Source organism: Aquimarina sp. AWH4_224, assembly GCF_056160245.1.
In genome coordinates this window covers 286,410-305,936 of record NZ_JBSWWU010000006.1, presented here as the reverse complement: position 1 = coordinate 305,936, position 19,527 = coordinate 286,410, and the positions used below count along the sequence as shown (strand labels likewise).

The window sequence follows — 19,527 nt, the reverse complement described above, 5'->3', positions numbered from 1 at the left end:
GTTTTTTAAGTCCATCTGAATTGAAAGCGGTTCAGATGGACTTAAAATTTTATTGATTTACAAAATCAATAACCGTTTTGGTGATAAAATCAATTTGTTCATCATCAAGTTCTGTATGCATCGGTAACGAGATTACTTCTTTCACCAATTGATTAGTTATGGTAAAATCAGCCTCGTTGTATCGATCATCTTTGTATGCTTTTTGGTTGTGTAATGGGATAGGATAATATACTCCACAAGGGATTTCATTATCGTTTAGATGTTTTACGAGTGCATCACGATCAATATCAATAACTCTCAACGTGTACTGATGAAATACATGACAATTGCAAGTATCACAAATGGTATTTTCATCAGATCCGCAGTTGTTCCCTTTTACTTTTGGAGTGATAATGTTTTTAATTCCAGCAAAAGCAGCGTTATACTTTCTTGCAGCTGCTCTTCGTGCGTTATTATAACTATCCAAATTAGGTAATTTAGCACGTAAAATAGTAGCCTGAATAGAATCTAATCTCGAATTTACACCCACTACATCATGGTGATACCTTTTGTACATCCCATGATTTACGATACCTCTTATGGTATGTGCCAAATCATCATCGTTGGTAAAAATGGCTCCACCATCACCGTAACATCCCAGGTTTTTGGAAGGGAAAAAAGAGGTAGAAGCTACATGCCCGATAGCTCCTGTTTTTTGAGTCTTGCCATTAGCAAATTGATAACTTGATCCAATACCTTGCGCGTTATCTTCTATAACATATAAATCATGTTCTTTTGCAATGGCCATAATCTCATCCATATTGGCACATTGTCCAAATAAATGTACAGGGACAATTGCTTTGGTTTTGGGAGTAATTGCTCTACGAATCGCTTCCGGGTCGATATTGAATGAATCAATTTCTACATCCACTAATACAGGCGTAAGTTGTAGAAGCGCAATTACTTCTACGGTAGCGGCAAAGGTAAAATCAGCAGTAATGACCTCGTCACCGGGCTGTAACCCTAATCCCATCATGGCTATCTGTAACGCATCTGTACCATTGGCACAAGGGATTACATGTTTAACATCAAGATACTCTTCTAATTCTTTTTGAAAGCTATGGACCTCAGGTCCGTTAATAAATGCTGTAGATTGTATAACGTCAAGTACGGATTTGTCGACTTGTTCTTTAATTTGCTCATACTGACCCTTTAGGTCAACCATTTGAATTTTCCTCATTGATGTGCGTATTGTAACCTCACGAAAGTACAAAATAAAGGAACTATAGCCAATGTAAAAATGGTTTTTGAATATAGATGGGTGATATAAAAAATCAAAGCATCTAGACTAGAGAAGCCTAAGATGCTTTGAAAAAAGGTAGTTAATGTCTATCTAATTGGTTTTGATGAACTTAATTGTTTTGAAGTTTTTGACTTTTAATAAGTAAATACCTGCATGTAAGGACTGAACTTGATTAGAAATGTTGTATCTGGAAACCTGCTCGTTTGCTATTTCCCATGATTTGATTTCTTTTCCGGTAATGTCATAAATAGTAATCTGCAAAGATTTAGCTGTTAGTGGGGTTTCTAAAACTAAAGAAGCTTCATTCTTAACCGCATTTGGGACTATTTGTAATTCGTTTTTCTCGTTGATTAAAGGGGTGTCGATATTGGTATTGATCACATTTTGAATATCTCCAACTACAAATCCTGAGATGATATTCCTTTTGAAATTGCCTTCGCTCTCTGCATGTAGAAATAGGCTATATACACCATCTTTAAGAATAGAAGTGTCAAAATAGAAATGATCTTTCTCTTGGGTAAAAGTCACGATTTTTGGATCTCCATCGATTTGAATTCCCTGATCGGTAATTTTTTGGGTGATCACCGCGCGTACTTCGGTATTCTTTGGAGTGTGAAAATTCTTTTGATTTGAAAACAAATTTGCTTTTAATAGGGATGCATTACCTGTTTTGATATTTTGAAACTCCAGGTGGATACCATTATCTTGTTTGATAAATGCTGCAAAGTTAGAGTTACTTTTTAGGGTTAACTCCCCATCTGTAACAGGAATAACCGTTTGATGATCCTGAGTTACATGTTTTGTGTAGTTCTTTATCTTTTTTGTCTGATCGTAAAGATCAAAAGAAGCTTTAGGATTTTCATGTAAAATTTCTGCTATGGCATATTTAGAATCTTTGTCCAAGGTTATTTTGTCATATTCATTTTGAGAGTGGATAATGTAGTAGTTACTTACTATTTTGGAGTTTTCTGCATTATTATTTGATTTAAAATTGCTGCGTAATGAAGGATTCTCTATATAGGATTTCACGTACGGCCAACTAAATTGCCCCAGCCCTACATCCAGATGATCAAAAATAGCTCTCGAGTCATTTTTTCGGAAAACATATTCGGCTCCAGGACGTAGTGTACTGCTATACGGAGCAACCCCATCATTAGCACCTTGTACGGGTAATAAAATTCCTCCGGTAACCAAGAATGCAGCAGCTGCAATCGTAGATCCTTTATAAAATCCAGAAGCGCCAAGTATCACAAATTTTCCTGGATCATTATTGGGGTGATTATCAAGTATCGGTCGTACCACATCTCTACAGTAATAGGTAGTAGAAGTTCGGGCTCCTTCGTTAAGTCCGGTAAGTCGCCATGCCCAATTCAACCATGGCATTTGAGAAATATCTGCAAGATAAGTCCCCCAAAAGGGTGTACCTAGTGCAAAAGCTCTGGTTACTTTCGAGTTTTTTCCATACTGAAACATAGCTGCTTCAGAGGCTTTTCCTCCATTACTGTGCCCAACCAAATAGACTTCAGAAACGTTGTATTTGTTGGTAACAATATCTATAGATTCAGCTAGTAATTCTCCATTTACCCAAATACCTCCACCTCTTGTGGTAGCTACAAAAACAGCTTGATATCCTTCGTTGTAGGTATCTCTATAAAATGAATTGTCAAAAAGAAATTGCCCTTGGTTAAGGTCAATATATCCGTGGTTAAAAACAATCACTTTTCCGTTATAGTTTGGTGGAGTCACTCCGTAATGAATAGTTGACTTTACCAAAGGACCAATAAACAAAGGACTCAATTTGTCTGGAGTGGGGAGTTGTACTTCTAAAAAATTTTGCGAGAAAAGAATAGCGCATGAGAATAACGCAATGAAAGTAATTTTTAATTTCATGGTTTAAGAGTTTGTGTTAAGGTTGATATGAAATTAATTAATTTTTAACTAAAAAAGTGTGATAATTTCAATTTTAATTTCATTGAAATGAAATATTGGTAATTTGAATGTAAGTTGTTCTTTTTGAACTTTTGGTGCCGTATTCTAGTAAAGAGCTGTATTTTTGCTATTCATAAAAATAGAAGTCATTGCATATTATATATAACATCTTTGTTGGAATTTTCAATTTCATACTACCTGTTTTAGGAGGGTTTGGCTCCAAATTGAAGTTATTTGTCGACGGAAGACGTTCGGTTTTCGATATTTTAAAGAAGAAGATACCAAGTGATGATGATATTATTTGGTTTCATTGTGCCTCTTTGGGAGAATATGAACAAGGAGTTCCTGTAATGGAAGCGTTAAAGGCCAAATTTCCCGACACGAAATTGTTGGTTACTTTTTTTTCTCCTTCAGGGTATGAAATAAAAAAGAACAGCAAGCTTGCCGATATCATTGTATATTTGCCTATTGATACTAAAAGGAATGCTAAGAAATTCATCCAACTGGTTAATCCCAAACTGGCTGTTTTTGTAAAGTATGAATTTTGGCCTAATTATCTTAAGACACTTCGGGGGAATGATATCCCAACAGTATTTATATCTACTACATTTAGAGAAGATCAGGCCTTTTTTAAGTGGTATGGAGGTTTTATGAGAAATGCCTTGAAGGGAATCGATCATTTTTTTGTTCAGGATGCAACTTCTCAAGCACTGATCGAAGGATTGGGGTATACCAATGTATCTCTAAGTGGGGATACCCGATTTGATCGGGTGAGTCATCAGATAGAGATGGACAATCATGTGGATTTTATTTCAGAGTTTGTAAATGATCGTACGTGTATCGTGGTGGGTAGTTCCTGGCCTGAAGATGAAGAGGTGTTTTTGGATTTTGTAAATAATGCTCCGAAAGAGGTTTGTTTTATTATAGCTCCACATGAAATTAAAGATAGCAACGTCAATCCTTTGGTACAGAAAATAGAAAAAAACACTGTTGTATATTCTGAAAAAGAAGGGGTAAACCTTGCAGATCAACAAATCTTTGTGATGAATACAATTGGGTATTTGTCCAGGGTGTATAGTTATGGAGATATTGCCTATGTAGGGGGAGCTATGGGAAATACAGGATTGCATAACATTCTAGAACCTGCCACTTTTGGTATTCCCATTATCATTGGAAAAAACTTTGAGAAATTTAGAGAAGCCAAACAACTTCAGAAATTGGCTGGATTATTTTCGGTATCGAGTACAGAAGAGTTTAATAGCATAATGACTAAGCTTGTCGAAGACAAAAAGTTCAGAGAAAAAACAGGTATGATTGCAGGACACTTTATTAATAGTAACACCGGTGCTACCGCAATGATTGTAGATTATTTGGATACTAAACTGTAACTGCCTCTCGCAAATACCTTCTGAAAGGAAGCATTTCTTTATAAACGGCAATCACATAATCTGTAAAATCAGGCGCCAATATCTGTTCTTGTTTTAAGTCATGAATCACAGCAAAGGTTCTATAGCGCAACAATTGGATATGTTCATGATCCTTACTGTAGTCTTTTGGCGCTGATTTCAACATATCATCTTCTGCATATAAACCTCCAAAGGTGTCCTTAAAACTTTTTTTGTTAATGATTTTCACGAGCTCTTCCCCATTATAATCAATACCTTCTCGGATACTCTGCAGTAATTTGTTTTCTGGCCTCCAGTAGCCTCCAGCTAATACTCCTTTTGATATCCCTATTTCAATATAAAAATCTCCTTGCTTGGTTTTTTGATCTAATCCAGCTCCAAAGTGATCTTTGTATACAGGCTTATTGGGATGAAAGAGGAGGTTGTTGTTGATTCTATTGATTCCTTTTTTACCTGGGGTAGGATAATATTCTGGATCTATATTGGCTAATTTGTTATCCAGATCATCAAGCCAGGAAACAAAATCATTTCGGATAGCATGGTAGTGTTTTCTATTCGCATCCATCCAATCCTTATGATTGTTCTGCTGTAATTCTTCAAGAAACCGAAATAAAGCCTGAAAGTCCATGGTCTAGAAAGTGTAGTTACTCTTTAAAATAAACCATTCAACTCAGCATCAATTCGATTGATGATACTACCAAGATCTTCAGGGTTATCTACAAAATTGAGATGATCCACATCTACGATAAGCAAGTTACCTTTGTCATAATCATGTGCCCAAGCTTCATAGCGCTCATTAAGTCTGCTTAAATAATCAATGCTGATGGTGTTTTCGTATTCTCTTCCTCTTTTATGGATCTGTGCAACAAGATTGGGAATACTACTTCTTAAGTAAATAAGTAGGTCAGGACCTTCTACCACAGCTTCCATAAGATCGAATAGCGATTTGTAGTTTTCAAAATCTCTATTGGTCATTAGTCCCATGGCATGCAAGTTAGGAGCAAAAATATAGGCATCCTCGTAGATGGTTCTATCTTGTATGATATCTTTTCCGCTTTCTCGGATATCCAAAATTTGTCTGAAACGGCTATTCAAAAAGTAAATCTGAAGATTGAACGACCATCGTTCCATTTTGTTATAGAAGTCTTCCAAGTATGGATTTTCTAATACATCTTCATAATGCGCCTCCCATTTATAATGTTTAGCAAGTAATCGGGTCAATGTGGTTTTTCCGGCACCGATGTTTCCAGCTATTGCTATATGCATATTAGATAATTTTTGTTGGGGAAACGGTTAATCTTTGTTCTGGCGTAAATATAATAGATTTTATGAGTAAGATGAAAGGGATATAATAAAGAATTTGTAATGGATTATTATTTAGAAATTTTTTTACAAAACTTGATAAAAGAAGGCTTTCATAAAAATCAGCTATTCTTTATCATCTTTATAATAGGATTAACAATCTGTCTTCTATTTTACAGTATCTTTAGATAAAAAGTAATTTTGTTATGAAGTCTGTAAAATATTATTTCCTCTCCTTCTTTTTTGTGTTGATAGCTTGTAATCAAGTGCCGAATGAAACGTCTAAGGAAGCACAAACAACAACAGAACAACAAATGGAAATACAAGCACAACAAGGTGTAATTACCAAAAAGAGCAATAAGAGTTTTGAAGAGACTTATGCATCATTAAAAGATATTATTACCAATAATCCCAATTTGAAAATCGTTGCGGAGCTGGATCATCAAAAAAATGCAGCTTCTGTTGATTTAGAATTAAGGCCTACACGTATCATTTTGTTTGGTAATCCAAGATTAGGAACTCCACTTATGCAAACTTCACAAACTACTGGGTTAGATTTGCCACAAAAGATTTTGTTATGGCAAGATGAAGATGGCACAGTGAATGTATCTTATAACGATCCAAACTATTTGCAAAACCGTCATGGTATTACAGGCAAAGATGAGGTACTGGCCAAGGTTACTGGTGCTCTAGATAAAATTACGAATATGGCAGCAGGCTTAGCAAACTAGCTTATACCCGTATCCTCGTACATTAATGATCTGGATCGATTCGTCTTTTTTAAGTTTTTTTCGGAGTTTGGTGATAAATACATCCATACTTCTTCCATTGAAAAAGTCATCGTCTCCCCATAACTTTTTAAGGATTAAGGAGCGATCCAGAACTTGATTTTTGTTTTTGATAAGATGAAAAAGAAGATGAGCTTCTCTATGTGTTAGAAGAGACGGTTCCTCTTCTTTAAATTGCAATTGTTGCTTAGGGAAATTAAAGGTATATGCTCCTACACTAATAATTTCGGCTTTCTTTTGAATTCGAGTTCTTTGCAGCAGGTTATTGATCCTCACAATCAATTCTTCCATACTAAAAGGTTTCTTCAGGTAATCATTTCCTCCAATGGTAAATCCTTCTACCACATCTTGTGTCTGTGATTTTGCCGTAAGGAAAATAATGGGAATCGTTTCGTCCTCCTCTCTAATTTCTTTGGCCAAAGTAAAACCATCCTTTTTGGGCATCATCACATCCAAAACCAAAAGTTTGGGATCAATGCTTTTATAGAGTTCGAAAGCTTCTTTTCCGTCTTTTGCCAAATGAACCTGAAAGTTTCTCGTTTCCAGACTTTCCTTGATAATCAAACCTAATGAAGGTTCATCTTCTGCCAATAGTATATCGATAATTTCAGTCATTTGGTAAGTTGATTTTAAAATTGGTTTGGTTATTATCTAGCGATAACTGTATGGTTCCGCCATGTTTTTCGATAATGGTTTTGGTATAAAATAATCCAATGCCAAATCCTTTTACATCGTGAGTATTTCCTTTGGGAACACGATAGAACTTATCAAAAATCTTTTCCTTATGGATTTTGGACAATGAAGTCCCATCATCTATAACCTCTATGGTAAGGTTATTTTTTGCTTTTTTTACAGCAACATGTATCCGGTTCCCTCCATACTTAATGGCGTTGTCTATGATATTGTTGATCGCATTTTCAAAATGAAAAACATCGATGTTTATCATGGTTTTTTCAGTATTGGTGTCAAAAGTAATTGTTTTCTCTTCTGAAATCGTCGCCATATTTTTCTCCACTGCGTTTTTAAGAATGGTTATCAAATCCATTTCCTCCAACTTAAGCTGCAATTCTTCACTATCCAGAGTTGCTGTTTCCAGTATTTTTTCAACCATGGTATTTAATCGCCCTAGTTGATTAGAGGACATTTCGACATATTTTTTGGTTTTCTCAGGATCATTATTGGTGTTAAAATTCTGAATAGCCTCTAGCGCAGCGCTAATGGTGGCAATGGGAGTTTTAAATTCGTGTGTAATATTGCTAATCAAATCATTTTTGAGTTCTGCCAATTGCTTTTGTTGGTTGATGATACGTAAAAGAAATAATAAACATCCAATTACGCTGGCTACCAAAACAAAGGATAGTAGGATACCTCCAAGGTTTTTCTTAAATATGGTTAATCGCTCATTGGTGAAAAACAATTCTAAGGAGCTGAGTCGACGCAGGAAAGAAGATTTTGATTTGGTTTGTAAAACAGCTGTTTTAATAATGTTTTCGTTAATTTCGGTTTTCTCTCCAAAAGGATTTGTAAACCGTAAACCATAATCTATGTTGATGTTTTTACGATGTAATTCTTTTTGAACCAACTCATTAATCTTTCCCAATTTTAACGAATCTTGCGTTATAGAAACAATAGCTTTTGAAGCTAAACCGCTAATAACCTTTATGATACTATCCTGATTTTGAGGTATAGAGTCTTCCTGACGTTGCGTAAGGTGTAAAAGGATATCTTTTTGTTGTTGTACGACTTGATCTTTGGTTAAGTCAGGTCCCTTTACAATATGTATACTCTGCGTATTAGAGTCTTTTACGATAGAGATTTTGGTGCCCTCATTAATTTTAAAAGAATCAATTCTCTTAAAATTACTATTCGCGATAAAGCCTTTTTCCATTTTATGAAGATTTCTCACTGTTTTCCCAATCATGGTATCATGCATAATGAAAACTGCATTTTCTTTGGCTAGTTCTGTAAAATATTCATCTACCGCATTATCCAAACTAATTTGGACTTCGTTGATCAATTGCTGTTTGGATGCTTGATAATTCTTATAGTTCCAATACACTTGAATACCAAGTGTAATTAGGATAACACTTGTGATAAAGTAAAGAATGATTTTGTAGTTTCTTTTTCTCATACTTCAAATGTAATACACTCCTAGGGGATTCAACGAATCGGTTAACACTCGTTAACACTGCTTAACGCAAGGAATGAAATTCAATATTGATCTTTGTTGCAGAAATAATCATAAAAATATAATTATGTTACGACTTATAGTTTTACTAGTGCTTTTTGTAATAAAGAGTGTGTCCGCCCAGGATTTTCAGGGAGTTGCTACCTATAGTTCAGATCGAAAAATGGACATTCAGTTAGATAGTACACGTGTAAATTCTGAAATGCAAAATCAGATACAGGAAATGATGCGCAAACAGTTTCAAAAAGAGTATACCTTACGATTTAATACTAATGAATCGGTATACAAGGAAGAACAAACCTTAAACCCAACCGCTTCGACTTCCGGAGTACGGATAAAGGTGGCAGGATCTCAAAGCTCAGATATTTTATATAAGAATAGTAAAGAAAAAAAGTACGCAGCAAAAAGAGAAATGTTTGGAAAAGCATTTTTGGTAAAAGATGCCCTTACTTCTTATGATTGGAAACTTGAGGATGAAACCAAAAAAATAGGGAATTATACCTGTTACAAGGCCACTGCCACAAGAACCGTACAGACACAACGAAGTGTTAGTGTTAATAGTGAAGAGAATACATCCGAACCCAAAACAGAAGAAGTAACCATAGTGGCGTGGTACACTCCTGAGATCCCTGTGAATAGTGGCCCTTCTACTTATTGGGGCTTGCCAGGGTTAATTATGGAGGTAAGTGATGGAAATGCTCGTATATTGTGTAATAAAATAGTATTAAACCCAAAGAAAAAAATAGCAATTAGCGCTCCCGAAAAAGGCAAAGTAGTTACCGAAGATAAGTTTGAAGAAATTATGGAGAAGAAAATAAAGGAAATGCAAGATCGAGTACCAAGAGGAGGGGAGAATAGTTTTCAAATTAGAGTACGTGGATAATCATCAAAAATCAATCAAAAAATGAACAGGTTTTTTCTAATCATCATATTATGTTTCGGGTCTTGGTTACAAGCTCAAGTGGCAACAATACCTTTTGAAGACAAGGAGTTGGTTTTTATTAAGGTTAAAGTGAATCAGCATCAGGAACCCTTGCACTTTGTTTTTGATACAGGAGCTTCTACTGCAGTTTTGGACAGCGAGGTCGCAAAAAGATTAGGGATTCAATCTAATTATTCTCAGAATACTCGAGGGGCTAACGGATCTGAAGTATATCAAATCGCAACAGGTCAATCGATAACCATAGAAAACATCAAATTTCAGAATGTGAATTTGGTATTGGTAGATTTAAAAGAACTTGCTCAGCGTACAGGAACCCGATTAGAGGGGATTATTGGGTATGATGTCTTGAAAAAGTTTGTCACTCAAATGGATTTTGAGACGCATACGATTAAGTTATACACCTCTTCAAAGGAAATCCCTGATCGCAATACGTATCAAGAATTACCATTACAGTTCAAAAGAGGTCCTATCCCACAAATAGAAGTAGATTTTGTATTGAAAGATGGATCGACAGAGAGCGGGAGTTTTCTTTTTGATAGTGGAGCTAATCTTACAGTTGCATTTAATACACCTTTTGCCAAGAAAAACAATATTAAAAGTAGAACGGGTAAAACAATTACTGCCAAAGCCAGAGGACTTACCAAAACGTCAACTTTTACCATAGGAGCTGCTCAAAAACTGAGTATTGCCAATAATGATTTTTTGGATTTGCCAATCGATATTTCAGAAACAAAGACAGGAGTGTCAGGATCAAGTGCCTATGATGGTATTTTGGGAGCAAAAATTATCAACCGCTTCAATATGATATTAGATTATCAAGACAAGATATGGTATTTCAAACCCAATGCTACATTCAAAAAACCATTTTATTTTCCGATGAGTGGTATTAGTATTAAGCTGGTAGAGGATCAGATACTCATTGGACATGTGATCGAAAATAGTGAAGCGTATAGATTAGGGATTAGAGAAGGAGATGAATTGTTGGCAATCAATGAATATACCGGTAAAGACTTAAGTGTTTGGCGAAATCACCTTAGAAAAGATCAGGAAAAGGTGATGTTAAAAGTCAAAAAGAAAAGGTCTGAAAAAGTAGAACAGGTAGCTATTTTACTGAAGCGTTTATTGTAGTATTTAGTTTTATGAATTAATTAACTTTTTTGAATTAAACCTGTTTTGGTTTTAAGGGTCATAGAACTTTAAAATCTACTCACAATGAAAACAAGCATACTCTATTTGGGTGTTCTATTGATCTGTACCCTTACCTCGGCACAGCAATTTCAAGGAAAAGCATATTACTTCAGTAAAACTAAAGTGGATCTCAATTTTGGGAATCGTCAGTTATCTGAAGATCAAAAGAAAATGATAGCAGAAAGAATGAAATCAGCTTCAGAACGCACTTTTGTACTTACGTTCAATAAAGAAGCTTCCTTGTATACCGAAGAAGAAAAGCTGGAAACCACAGCTGGAGCAGGACCAGGAGGTGGTAGATTCCGAGCAATGATGTCTGGTTTTACCTCGAATAACTATTATAAAAACAATGGGGAAGGAGTATACCATGACCAGCGCGAATTTTATGGTAAGAATTTTTTGATTGTAGATTCATTACAACCGATAGATTGGGTATTGAAAAATGAAACCAAAAAAATTGGAAACTATACTTGTTTTAAAGCAGTAACCACGAAGAAGGTAGAGGAAATCATGGATTGGCGAAGTATAAGAAGAAAGGCTAGGCAAATGAGAGAAAAATCAGAAGGGACAAAGGTTGACAATGCTATGCCTGATCGAAAAAAACCGCCCAAAGAAATTGAAATTGTTGCCTGGTATACTCCCGAAATACCAATTAGTACCGGTCCGGGTGCTTATTGGGGATTGCCAGGGTTGATATTGGAGGTACAAGAAGGGCGTACCGTTCTTTTGTGTAATAAAATTGTACTAAACAATAATGAAATAGAACCTATCAAAAGACCTAAAAAAGGAAAAGAACTTTCTCAAGAAGCATACAATGCCATCACGCAGAAAAAGATCGAAGAGATGATTGATCAGTTTAGCACACAAAGAGGAGGAAATTTCGGAAGAAGAGGGAGAAATTAAATTATTTATCGCTTACAAAAAGAAAATCTAGCATGTTTAAAAATACAATGTTTATGCTATTCCTTTTAGGAATAACACTGGTAACTAATGCTCAAAAAGTACAAATTACCGGTGTGGTAAAGGATTCTGTTGGTAATCCATTAGAAATGGCAAATGTAATTGCCTATAAAAAAGACACCAATGCGATGGTTGCTTACGGGATCACTAACGACAAAGGGGTTTATAAAGTCAATGTACCTCAAAACGATACGTATCTTTTAAGAGTCAGTTTTATTGGGTTTTCTTCAGAAGCAAAATCATTTACCGTATCTGAACAAGATGTTTCTGTTGATTTTGAAATGAAACCTGACGAAAACAGCCTGGATGAGGTAGAACTGGTATATGAAATGCCAGTTGTAGTAAAAGGGGATACCTTGGTCTATAATGCGGACTCTTTTACCACGGGAACCGAAAAAAAACTAGGGGATGTCTTAGAAAAACTTCCAGGAGTTGAGGTAAATGAGGATGGAGAAATAGAAGTCGAAGGAAAAACGGTTTCAAAGGTAATGGTAGAAGGAAAGGATTTCTTTGATGGAGATTCAAAATTAGCAACCAAAAATATACCAGCAGATGCCTTGGATAAAGTTGAGGTACTCAGGAATTATGAGGATGTGAGTCAAATGAGAGGGCTAAGAAATTCTGACGATCAGATCGCAATTAATATCAAATTAAAGGAAGGAAAGAAGAATTTTTGGTTCGGGGATGTACAAGCTGGATCGGGAGTAGGAGAGACCGAGCGATACATTGTGAAACCCAAATTGTTCTATTACAGTCCCAAATATAGTATCAATATCATTACCGATTTTAATGATATTGGAGAGGTCCCTTTTACAAGAAGAGATTATTTTAATTTTACAGGAGGTTTTAGAAATCTGGGTAGAGGAGGAACTACATTTACCGTTTCCTCAGATGATTTGGCGTTTGCTACATTACAGGATAATAGAGCCAATGATATCAATACCAAATTTGGAGCAGCAAATTTTAATCTTACTGCTAGCAAAACATTGGATATTAGTGGATATGGTATTGTGAGCGATACGGAAACTGATTTTGTGACCAATACCAGAAGAGTATATATAGATGATACTCCAGATCCAACAGATAATGTGGTAGAAGAAACTTTTGATAATACTACTCAAGAAAACAAATTGGGATTGCTAAAGCTAAGCGCTGTATATAAACCCAATGCAAATTTCAGATTGGATTATGATATGTTCGGAAAGCTTTCTAGTCAAGAGGAAGTAGGTGATTTTTTATCAGTACGATCCGATGTTTCAGAAAATATAGAGGAGCAATTAGAAAACACTCCTTTTTCGATACAGCAAAATGTAAATGCGTACTACACGCTTAACGAGAAGAATATATTCTCTCTAGAGGCCCAGCATTTATATCAGGATGAAGATCCTTTTTATAATGCTATACGAGATGAAATTCCTTTCAGAGGAGTTTTTACAGAAATTAATGATCCAACAGATCCATCGCTGGATACATTTGATCCCCTTCAGGAGGCAGATCGCTACAGTATAAACCAAGATAAACAGGTGGTTACTAGCAAGTTTGACGCTAAACTAGATTATTATTATGTGTTAAATAAAAAAAGCAATCTTAATTTTACATTGGGATCTATTGCTAGTACACAAAATTTTGATTCCAGTATCTTTCAGGTGTTAGACAACGAGTATACGGTTACTTTTGGTGATGAGGATTTTAATAATGATGTAACCTATAACTTCACAGATATTTTTGCCAGCATGCATTATAAATTTATTACTGGGATATTCACCTTCAATCCTGGGGTTAGCTTGCATAATTATAGACTTAAGGATAAACAACTAGGTACAACATTAGAACAGGACGAATGGTTGGTGTTGCCTGATTTTTTTGCACTGGCTCAATTCAAGAAAAGTGAAAGTTTACGATTTAATTACTCAATTACGGCAGAATATACGGATGTAAATCGATTGGCAGAAGGGTTTGTGTTTAATAATTACAACTCTTTGTTTAGAGGAAACAGAAATTTGGACAATGCATTGTACGACAATTTTTCTTTGAACTATTTTAGTTTTAATATGTTTAATTACACCAATGTTTTCGCACGAATTAGCTACAGTAATCGACGCAATCCTATCAAAAACAATAGTGTTTTTTCAGGGATTAACCGGGTAGAGACTCCCGTAAATTCTAATTTAGCAGACCAGGTTTTCAATGCCGTTGGAAATTTTAGTAGAAGTTTTGGTAAAATAAAAGGAACGCTTAGTGCTCGTGTAGGATGGTCCAGTTTTAATAATGTAGTCAATACATTGCCTAGCGAAAGTATAAGTTTGACCCAGAATTATAGTACAGAATGGTCTACCAACTTCAAAAAAGGTCCAAATTTTGACCTTGGATACAGTATTACCGTTAATGATTATGATAATAATGGAGCGCAAAGTACATTTTATACCAGTCGACCATTTGCGAGATTAGATTGGTCTTTTGCCAAAGGCTTCTTACTAAAGTCCTCCTACAGTTACTATAATTATCGGGATACCCAAACCACGCTTAACGAATATAGCTTTTGGGATGCTGATTTGTTTTACCAAAAACCAGATAGCAAATGGGAGTATAAGTTTTCGGTTACCAACCTTTTGGATATCGATAGTATCAATAGAGATAGTTTTAATGAATTATTCAATAGTACCTCTAGTTATATGGTACAGCCAAGGTATTGGATTCTGAGTATAAAATACAATCTGTGATAGTTATAGAGGTTGCAGCGATAGTTAGAGTTATTGCTGCAGTTTTACTTTTATAGGTCCTCCGCTCGACACGGGATATCCACCTATTTCTTCAAGGTTAATAGGGAGCTCGTCTTGCGTACTTATGTCGTTGATATCCACTCTTAGTTTATCGTAGGTGTCGATGTTTTTAATATTGACATCAATTTCGTCGGCACTGCTTAATCGAACAGTAATCGATCCATCTTCGTTAATAGGAATAATCCCATAAGCGCTTTTTGTACTTGTGTTGGCATATGCTTTTGGAACAATTTCGATATCCCGAACAACAATAATGACAAGACTAATTGCAATAACGGTCAGTAAAAATTTGGTGTAGCTGTCTATTTTCATGATGGTTTATTTTTATGTTGATAATGCTTCAATAAGAATGCCAAACTACTTCATTTAAAGTATTAGAAATGGTTGATTTTTTGGGTCGATTTTTCGGCAACTTTCAATAATAAAAGGACTTAGGAGTAAAACAAGCCTTTTTATAAAGTACTAACTATCAATATTTAAACCAATTTATTTAGTTACATTTGCCATTTTTTTAACAATAATATAACTCGAAACACGTTTTCGGGGTAACTAACCAAAACCAATATTTATGAACAAGCCAGCCGGGCGGTTGCATTTTCTAGATGCAATCCGTGCTTTTGCTATACTTATGATGCTACAAGGACATTTTGTTCATGCATTACTAGAGGACGTATATAGAGATAGAGACAATCTTGCATATGCTATTTGGGAGTATATGAGAGGGATGACAGCCCCCACTTTTTTTACGATTACAGGGTTTATTTTTACCTATTTGTTAATCAAACAAAAGACTTCGGGATTAGAAAATCCCAGAGTTATAAAAGGAGTAAAGAGAGCAGTAAAAGTTATTTTTTGGGGATATCTATTACGTCTTAGTTTGTTTGCTCTTGCAGAAGGAACGCTTAATCCTTCGTTCTTTTATGTAGATGTTTTGCAGTGTATAGGAACTTCACTATTGTTACTTATTGGTGTGTATTTGATTTCGTGCAGAACTAACCAGTGTGCGTTCAAATATGGTGTATTAGGTATTGGGGTAGTAGTTTTTCTTTTACAACCTATTTATAATACTTGCGTATTGTCCTATTTGCCGGATACGATAGCGAATTACTTCACCAATAAAAATGGATCTGTTTTTACCTTATTTCCTTGGTTTGGATACGTTTGTTTTGGAAGTTTTATCGCTACAGTCTTTTTAAAGTACAAAGGCCATAAGATGTTCTATGTTTACGGTATTCTGATTTCTTTGTGCTTAGGAGTTTTTCTGATGTATTATTCTTCGGCGGTTTTAATGGATATATATCACTTTACCAAAATAGGAGTTTTTAAGGCAGTAGCTTACAATAATTTCTTGTTTATCCGATTGGGTAATGTATTCGTTCTTTTTTCGGTGTTTATGTTGCTGAGAAATTACCTGCAACACCCTCTGATTAATAAAATCGGAGGTAAAACACTTTCTATTTATATCATTCATTTTTTTGTGCTCTACGGAAGCTGGTTTGGATTAGGTCTGAGTCGCTTTTTTTATCATGATTTATCTCCTGTAGAAGCTGTTATTGGAGCTTTGTTATTTATGATTGGTATTTGTGCATTGGTATTGAATTATTATCGATACGAAGACGATATCAAAACCAAGGTATATCCTTTATGGGAGCAAACGTATGCCAAAGTAACCTCTAATACCTATTTCTTAGATCTGGTTTCAGGAGTTAAAAGTAATCTGGCAAGAACGTTTCGTTTTTTTAAGCATGCTTTAAAAGGATAAACACTTTTTTATTGGTCTAAAAATCAGTATCTTATACTAGTCTAATCAATACTGTTTTGTTATGCCAACAATAAAGTCATTAAATAAATGGGCAAATGCTCATTCGTGTTATCCGATAGACCTATTAAGAATTGCACTTGGGGTGTTTTTATTCATCAAAGGAATAAACTTCATCAGCAACAGTCAAATTCTTGTTGATTTGATTAAACCGGTTCAAAATCTTGCTGGTTCTATGATTGTTATTCACTATGTTGCTCCTGCTCATTTAATAGGAGGGATTTTGATTGCATTTGGGTTATTAACCAGGTGGTCTGTAACGGCACAACTTCCTCTTTTAATTGGGGCGGTGCTAATCAATTTTTTAGGAGAAATGAAACCTGCAAATCTTGTGATTGCAAGTGTAATATTGTTATTGTGTGTTTTCTTTATGTTTTACGGCTCAGGAAAACATTCGGTGGATTATTATCTAAAAATGCAACAGTAGCATTAAAACAATATAGCATAAAAAAAGCCGCTTCATTAGCGGCTTTTTTTATGTAATTTGTATTTGTCTATCTACCATCCTGAGAGCTGTGATTCCCGTCTGGGATCGATAGGTATATTAAGAAAGATAGTATCCATCACTTTGGTAGTGTGAATGCTATTTTGTTCTCCTAAGATTTTCTTTTTGTTTTTTTGGATTTCCTTTTTAATTTTTCTCCATTCTTTTCTGCTAAAAAACTGCTTATCCTTTTCAGTAATATTCGCTACTGGTGTAGTTAGTAATAATCGATCTACAGCAACCTGATCTGAACTGTATTCTTCATCCTGAAGTTGATTGTCAATAGTTTTAACCGAGGTTAAATCGTTTTTATACTCCTGGCCAAATGCAGTGCCAAGTATAAAACAAAAAGCGATCATTAAAAATGCTTTTAATTTCATTTCCCTGAATTTTAATTAGTAGTGCGTTTAATTTGTAAACCTATTCCACGTTTATAAAACACTTCAAAAGCCATTTGCCCTATGAATAGTGTAATAAACTTATAAAAATACATAAGTTATTTCCCCCGAAACAGTAACCTTATGTATCTATCCATTAACGCGGTAAAAATAGTAATATTACGTGAGTTTTATCTGCGGAAAAACCACATTTTTTTTGCAACAAGTCGTTAAATCGATAAAGCGCTATAAAGGTTCGGTGAACTAGATGTTAAAAGCCTCTTTTACGGCTTCTACATAGTCTAATTTTTCCCATGTGAACAACTCAACTTCTCGTTCAACATTTCCAGAATATGGACTGTTAAATACCTTGGTAACTGTCACAGGTTCTTTACCCATATGTCCATACGCAGCGGTTTCCTGATAGATAGGATTACGTAACTTGAGGCGGCTTTCAATTGCTGCTGGGCGCATATCAAAAATCTCACCAACTTTTTCAGCAATTTCACCATCGGTAAGTGCTAAATTGCTCGTTCCATAAGTATCTACAAAAATAGAGGTCGGTTCTACTACACCAATAGCGTATGATACCTGGACCAAAACTTCGTTGGCTACTCCTGAAGCTACTAGATTCTTAGCAATATGTCGTGATGCATAAGCTGCAGATCGGTCTACTTTACTAGGGTCTTTTCCAGAGAAAGCACCACCACCATGGGCACCTTTTCCTCCGTAAGTATCCACAATAATTTTTCTTCCTGTAAGACCAGTATCTCCATGAGGCCCACCGATTACAAATTTGCCGGTAGGGTTGATATGATATACGATATCATCGTTGAATAATTTTTGAATATACTCCGGGAACTGAGCGATAACTCTTGGGATCAGAATGGATACAATGTCCTTTTTGATTTTGGATAACATTACATCGTCATTCTTATCAAAATCATCATGCTGAGTAGATACAACAATAGCAACAATACGTTGCGGAACATTATCATCGCTATACTCTATGGTTACCTGACTTTTAGAATCTGGACGTAAGTAAGGAATTTCGTTTCCTTCTCTTCTTAATTTTGCAAGTTCGATCAGAATCTTGTGAGATATATCAAGAGCCAATGGCATGTAATTCGCAGTTTCTTTGGAAGCATATCCAAACATCATTCCTTGATCTCCAGCCCCTTGCTCTTCTTTTGTCTCTCGGTCAACTCCTTGGTTGATATCTTTAGACTGCTCATGAATTAGTGAAATCACGCCACAAGAATCGCCGCTAAACTGGTAGGCACCTTTGGTATATCCAATTTTATTAATGACATCTCTGGCAATTTGTTGTACATCAAGATAAGTATTGGATTTTACTTCTCCGGCCAAAACTACCTGACCTGTAGTTACCAGAGTTTCGCAAGCTACTTTTGATTCTGGATCAAAAGCCAAAAAGTTATCTAATAAAGCGTCACTTATTTGATCTGCTACTTTATCTGGATGTCCTTCAGATACACTCTCTGAGGTGAATAAATATGCCATTCTTTGTTGTTTTGTATGTTTTAGATACTTCAGACGAAACTATCGCGATAAACTTTCGATTATCAGGCGGGTTTGTTGTATTGGTAAGGTGTTTTTTGTGACCTAACTAACAAGGCTACATGCTTATAATTAACCCAATCTATTTCCAAAAATATCTCGGCAAAGGTAAAAAAAATGACAATATGCAAAAGTATTTAACGAATCATTAATTCTTCTGCAATGTGTAGGATTCAATGATTGAATATTTTCAAAATTCATAATTTTTTTGGAGATCATATTGCAGTTCCAAAATAATTACTAGCTTTGTTGCGAAGTTTCTTATACATTTTAGTAAGTTATTAAGAAAGGTGGAGGGAATAGACCCTATGAAACCTTAGCAACCCTTTAACTGTTAAAGAAGGTGCTAAATTCTATCCTGAGATTCAGGAAAAGATAACTCGATGTAATTACCGTTTAGGTAATTCTAATATCCTTTCTTTTTAATTTTCTATATCTACTCAATAGTGTTGGAGTATTTGATGTATTTGAATTTTAAATCAATATTAAAATTTAAAGTAGAA

17 protein-coding genes and 1 riboswitch are annotated in these 19,527 nt (G+C 35.1%); of the genes, 8 read left to right on the top strand and 9 right to left on the bottom strand.

Features of this window, described 5'->3' with window-relative positions; genetic code table 11:
• Window positions 1-49: 49 nt before the first annotated feature.
• The gene (locus tag ACXAGJ_RS13930; protein ID WP_474840776.1) at window positions 50-1,219 is read right to left on the bottom strand and encodes a DegT/DnrJ/EryC1/StrS family aminotransferase; all 1,170 of its coding nucleotides are present in this window, start codon (window positions 1,217-1,219) and stop codon (window positions 50-52) included.
• A 153-nt stretch (window positions 1,220-1,372) separates the two neighbouring features.
• Entirely contained in the window at window positions 1,373-3,172 is a 1,800-nt protein-coding gene (locus tag ACXAGJ_RS13925) for a T9SS type A sorting domain-containing protein (protein WP_474840775.1), read from the bottom strand.
• Window positions 3,173-3,360: 188 nt separating this feature from the next.
• On the opposite strand from ACXAGJ_RS13925, the gene ACXAGJ_RS13920 reads away from it, so the two are divergent.
• Window positions 3,361-4,599: a 3-deoxy-D-manno-octulosonic acid transferase gene (locus tag ACXAGJ_RS13920; protein ID WP_474840774.1), complete on the top strand. Its 1,239-nt coding sequence runs from the start codon at window positions 3,361-3,363 to the stop codon at window positions 4,597-4,599.
• On the opposite strand, the gene ACXAGJ_RS13915 is transcribed toward ACXAGJ_RS13920, so the two are convergent.
• Both ACXAGJ_RS13915 and ACXAGJ_RS13910 read right to left on the bottom strand, forming a co-directional pair.
• Window positions 4,589-5,245: a DUF2461 domain-containing protein gene (locus tag ACXAGJ_RS13915; protein WP_474840773.1), complete on the bottom strand. Its 657-nt coding sequence runs from the start codon at window positions 5,243-5,245 to the stop codon at window positions 4,589-4,591. The genes ACXAGJ_RS13920 and ACXAGJ_RS13915 overlap by 11 nt on opposite strands.
• Window positions 5,246-5,268: 23 nt before the next feature.
• Window positions 5,269-5,883 (bottom strand): deoxynucleoside kinase, encoded by a 615-nt coding sequence (locus tag ACXAGJ_RS13910; RefSeq protein ID WP_073315527.1) that lies wholly within the window; start codon window positions 5,881-5,883, stop codon window positions 5,269-5,271.
• 242 nt (window positions 5,884-6,125) lie between these two features.
• Here ACXAGJ_RS13910 and ACXAGJ_RS13905 point away from each other — a divergent pair, with 242 nt between their 5' ends.
• Window positions 6,126-6,650: a DUF302 domain-containing protein gene (locus tag ACXAGJ_RS13905; RefSeq protein ID WP_474840772.1), complete on the top strand. Its 525-nt coding sequence runs from the start codon at window positions 6,126-6,128 to the stop codon at window positions 6,648-6,650.
• On the opposite strand, the gene ACXAGJ_RS13900 is transcribed toward ACXAGJ_RS13905, so the two are convergent.
• Together ACXAGJ_RS13900 and ACXAGJ_RS13895 are read right to left on the bottom strand one after the other, a co-directional pair.
• Window positions 6,639-7,322, bottom strand: a complete 684-nt coding sequence (locus tag ACXAGJ_RS13900) for a response regulator transcription factor (protein WP_474840771.1) — start codon at window positions 7,320-7,322, stop codon at window positions 6,639-6,641. The genes ACXAGJ_RS13905 and ACXAGJ_RS13900 overlap by 12 nt on opposite strands.
• Window positions 7,315-8,838 carry a sensor histidine kinase gene (locus ACXAGJ_RS13895; protein WP_474840770.1) on the bottom strand — a complete coding sequence of 508 codons (1,524 nt, stop codon included), beginning with the start codon at window positions 8,836-8,838 and terminating at the stop codon, window positions 7,315-7,317. The genes ACXAGJ_RS13900 and ACXAGJ_RS13895 overlap by 8 nt, the downstream gene beginning before the upstream one ends.
• Before the next feature lie 124 nt (window positions 8,839-8,962).
• Between ACXAGJ_RS13895 and ACXAGJ_RS13890 the strand changes: the two genes are divergently transcribed.
• The 4 genes from ACXAGJ_RS13890 (at window position 8,963) to ACXAGJ_RS13875 (ending at window position 14,706) form a co-directional block, all read left to right on the top strand.
• Window positions 8,963-9,778, top strand: coding sequence for a GLPGLI family protein (locus ACXAGJ_RS13890; RefSeq protein WP_474840769.1), 816 nt, complete (start codon window positions 8,963-8,965; stop codon window positions 9,776-9,778).
• 21 nt (window positions 9,779-9,799) lie between these two features.
• Window positions 9,800-10,966: an aspartyl protease family protein gene (locus tag ACXAGJ_RS13885; protein ID WP_474840768.1), complete on the top strand. Its 1,167-nt coding sequence runs from the start codon at window positions 9,800-9,802 to the stop codon at window positions 10,964-10,966.
• 84 nt (window positions 10,967-11,050) lie between these two features.
• Entirely contained in the window at window positions 11,051-11,929 is an 879-nt protein-coding gene (locus ACXAGJ_RS13880; RefSeq protein WP_474840767.1) for a GLPGLI family protein, read from the top strand.
• A gap of 53 nt (window positions 11,930-11,982) precedes the next feature.
• A complete protein-coding gene (locus tag ACXAGJ_RS13875) occupies window positions 11,983-14,706 on the top strand; it encodes a carboxypeptidase-like regulatory domain-containing protein (protein WP_474840766.1) in 2,724 nt (907 codons plus the stop codon).
• Between the two features lie 30 nt (window positions 14,707-14,736).
• Here ACXAGJ_RS13875 and ACXAGJ_RS13870 read toward each other — a convergent pair whose 3' ends face one another.
• Window positions 14,737-15,078: a hypothetical protein gene (locus tag ACXAGJ_RS13870; RefSeq protein WP_474840765.1), complete on the bottom strand. Its 342-nt coding sequence runs from the start codon at window positions 15,076-15,078 to the stop codon at window positions 14,737-14,739.
• Window positions 15,079-15,334: 256 nt separating this feature from the next.
• On the opposite strand from ACXAGJ_RS13870, the gene ACXAGJ_RS13865 reads away from it, so the two are divergent.
• Complete coding sequence (locus ACXAGJ_RS13865) at window positions 15,335-16,528, top strand: heparan-alpha-glucosaminide N-acetyltransferase domain-containing protein (protein WP_474840764.1); 1,194 nt, start codon at window positions 15,335-15,337, stop codon at window positions 16,526-16,528.
• 61 nt (window positions 16,529-16,589) lie between these two features.
• Complete coding sequence (locus tag ACXAGJ_RS13860) at window positions 16,590-17,012, top strand: DoxX family protein (RefSeq protein WP_474840763.1); 423 nt, start codon at window positions 16,590-16,592, stop codon at window positions 17,010-17,012.
• A 71-nt stretch (window positions 17,013-17,083) separates the two neighbouring features.
• Here ACXAGJ_RS13860 and ACXAGJ_RS13855 read toward each other — a convergent pair whose 3' ends face one another.
• Window positions 17,084-17,449, bottom strand: a complete 366-nt coding sequence (locus ACXAGJ_RS13855) for a hypothetical protein (RefSeq protein WP_474840762.1) — start codon at window positions 17,447-17,449, stop codon at window positions 17,084-17,086.
• Window positions 17,450-17,710: 261 nt separating this feature from the next.
• A complete protein-coding gene (gene metK, locus ACXAGJ_RS13850; RefSeq protein ID WP_474840761.1) occupies window positions 17,711-18,967 on the bottom strand; it encodes a methionine adenosyltransferase in 1,257 nt (418 codons plus the stop codon).
• A 332-nt stretch (window positions 18,968-19,299) separates the two neighbouring features.
• Window positions 19,300-19,406: riboswitch (SAM riboswitch) on the top strand.
• Window positions 19,407-19,527: the final 121 nt, after the last annotated feature.

Excerpts from the sequence above, each read along its gene's own strand:
- ACXAGJ_RS13930 (WP_474840776.1), bottom strand. The coding sequence starts at position 1,219 with ATGAGGAAAATTCAAATGGTTGACCTAAAGGGTCAGTATGAGCAAATT.
- ACXAGJ_RS13925 (WP_474840775.1), bottom strand. The coding sequence starts at position 3,172 with ATGAAATTAAAAATTACTTTCATTGCGTTATTCTCATGCGCTATTCTT.
- ACXAGJ_RS13915 (WP_474840773.1), bottom strand. The coding sequence starts at position 5,245 with ATGGACTTTCAGGCTTTATTTCGGTTTCTTGAAGAATTACAGCAGAAC.
- ACXAGJ_RS13910 (WP_073315527.1), bottom strand. The coding sequence starts at position 5,883 with ATGCATATAGCAATAGCTGGAAACATCGGTGCCGGAAAAACCACATTG.
- ACXAGJ_RS13905 (WP_474840772.1), top strand. The coding sequence starts at position 6,126 with ATGAAGTCTGTAAAATATTATTTCCTCTCCTTCTTTTTTGTGTTGATA.
- ACXAGJ_RS13900 (WP_474840771.1), bottom strand. The coding sequence starts at position 7,322 with ATGACTGAAATTATCGATATACTATTGGCAGAAGATGAACCTTCATTA.
- ACXAGJ_RS13895 (WP_474840770.1), bottom strand. The coding sequence starts at position 8,838 with ATGAGAAAAAGAAACTACAAAATCATTCTTTACTTTATCACAAGTGTT.
- ACXAGJ_RS13890 (WP_474840769.1), top strand. The coding sequence starts at position 8,963 with ATGTTACGACTTATAGTTTTACTAGTGCTTTTTGTAATAAAGAGTGTG.
- ACXAGJ_RS13885 (WP_474840768.1), top strand. The coding sequence starts at position 9,800 with ATGAACAGGTTTTTTCTAATCATCATATTATGTTTCGGGTCTTGGTTA.
- ACXAGJ_RS13880 (WP_474840767.1), top strand. The coding sequence starts at position 11,051 with ATGAAAACAAGCATACTCTATTTGGGTGTTCTATTGATCTGTACCCTT.
- ACXAGJ_RS13875 (WP_474840766.1), top strand. The coding sequence starts at position 11,983 with ATGCTATTCCTTTTAGGAATAACACTGGTAACTAATGCTCAAAAAGTA.
- ACXAGJ_RS13870 (WP_474840765.1), bottom strand. The coding sequence starts at position 15,078 with ATGAAAATAGACAGCTACACCAAATTTTTACTGACCGTTATTGCAATT.
- ACXAGJ_RS13865 (WP_474840764.1), top strand. The coding sequence starts at position 15,335 with ATGAACAAGCCAGCCGGGCGGTTGCATTTTCTAGATGCAATCCGTGCT.
- ACXAGJ_RS13860 (WP_474840763.1), top strand. The coding sequence starts at position 16,590 with ATGCCAACAATAAAGTCATTAAATAAATGGGCAAATGCTCATTCGTGT.
- ACXAGJ_RS13855 (WP_474840762.1), bottom strand. The coding sequence starts at position 17,449 with ATGAAATTAAAAGCATTTTTAATGATCGCTTTTTGTTTTATACTTGGC.
- metK (WP_474840761.1), bottom strand. The coding sequence starts at position 18,967 with ATGGCATATTTATTCACCTCAGAGAGTGTATCTGAAGGACATCCAGAT.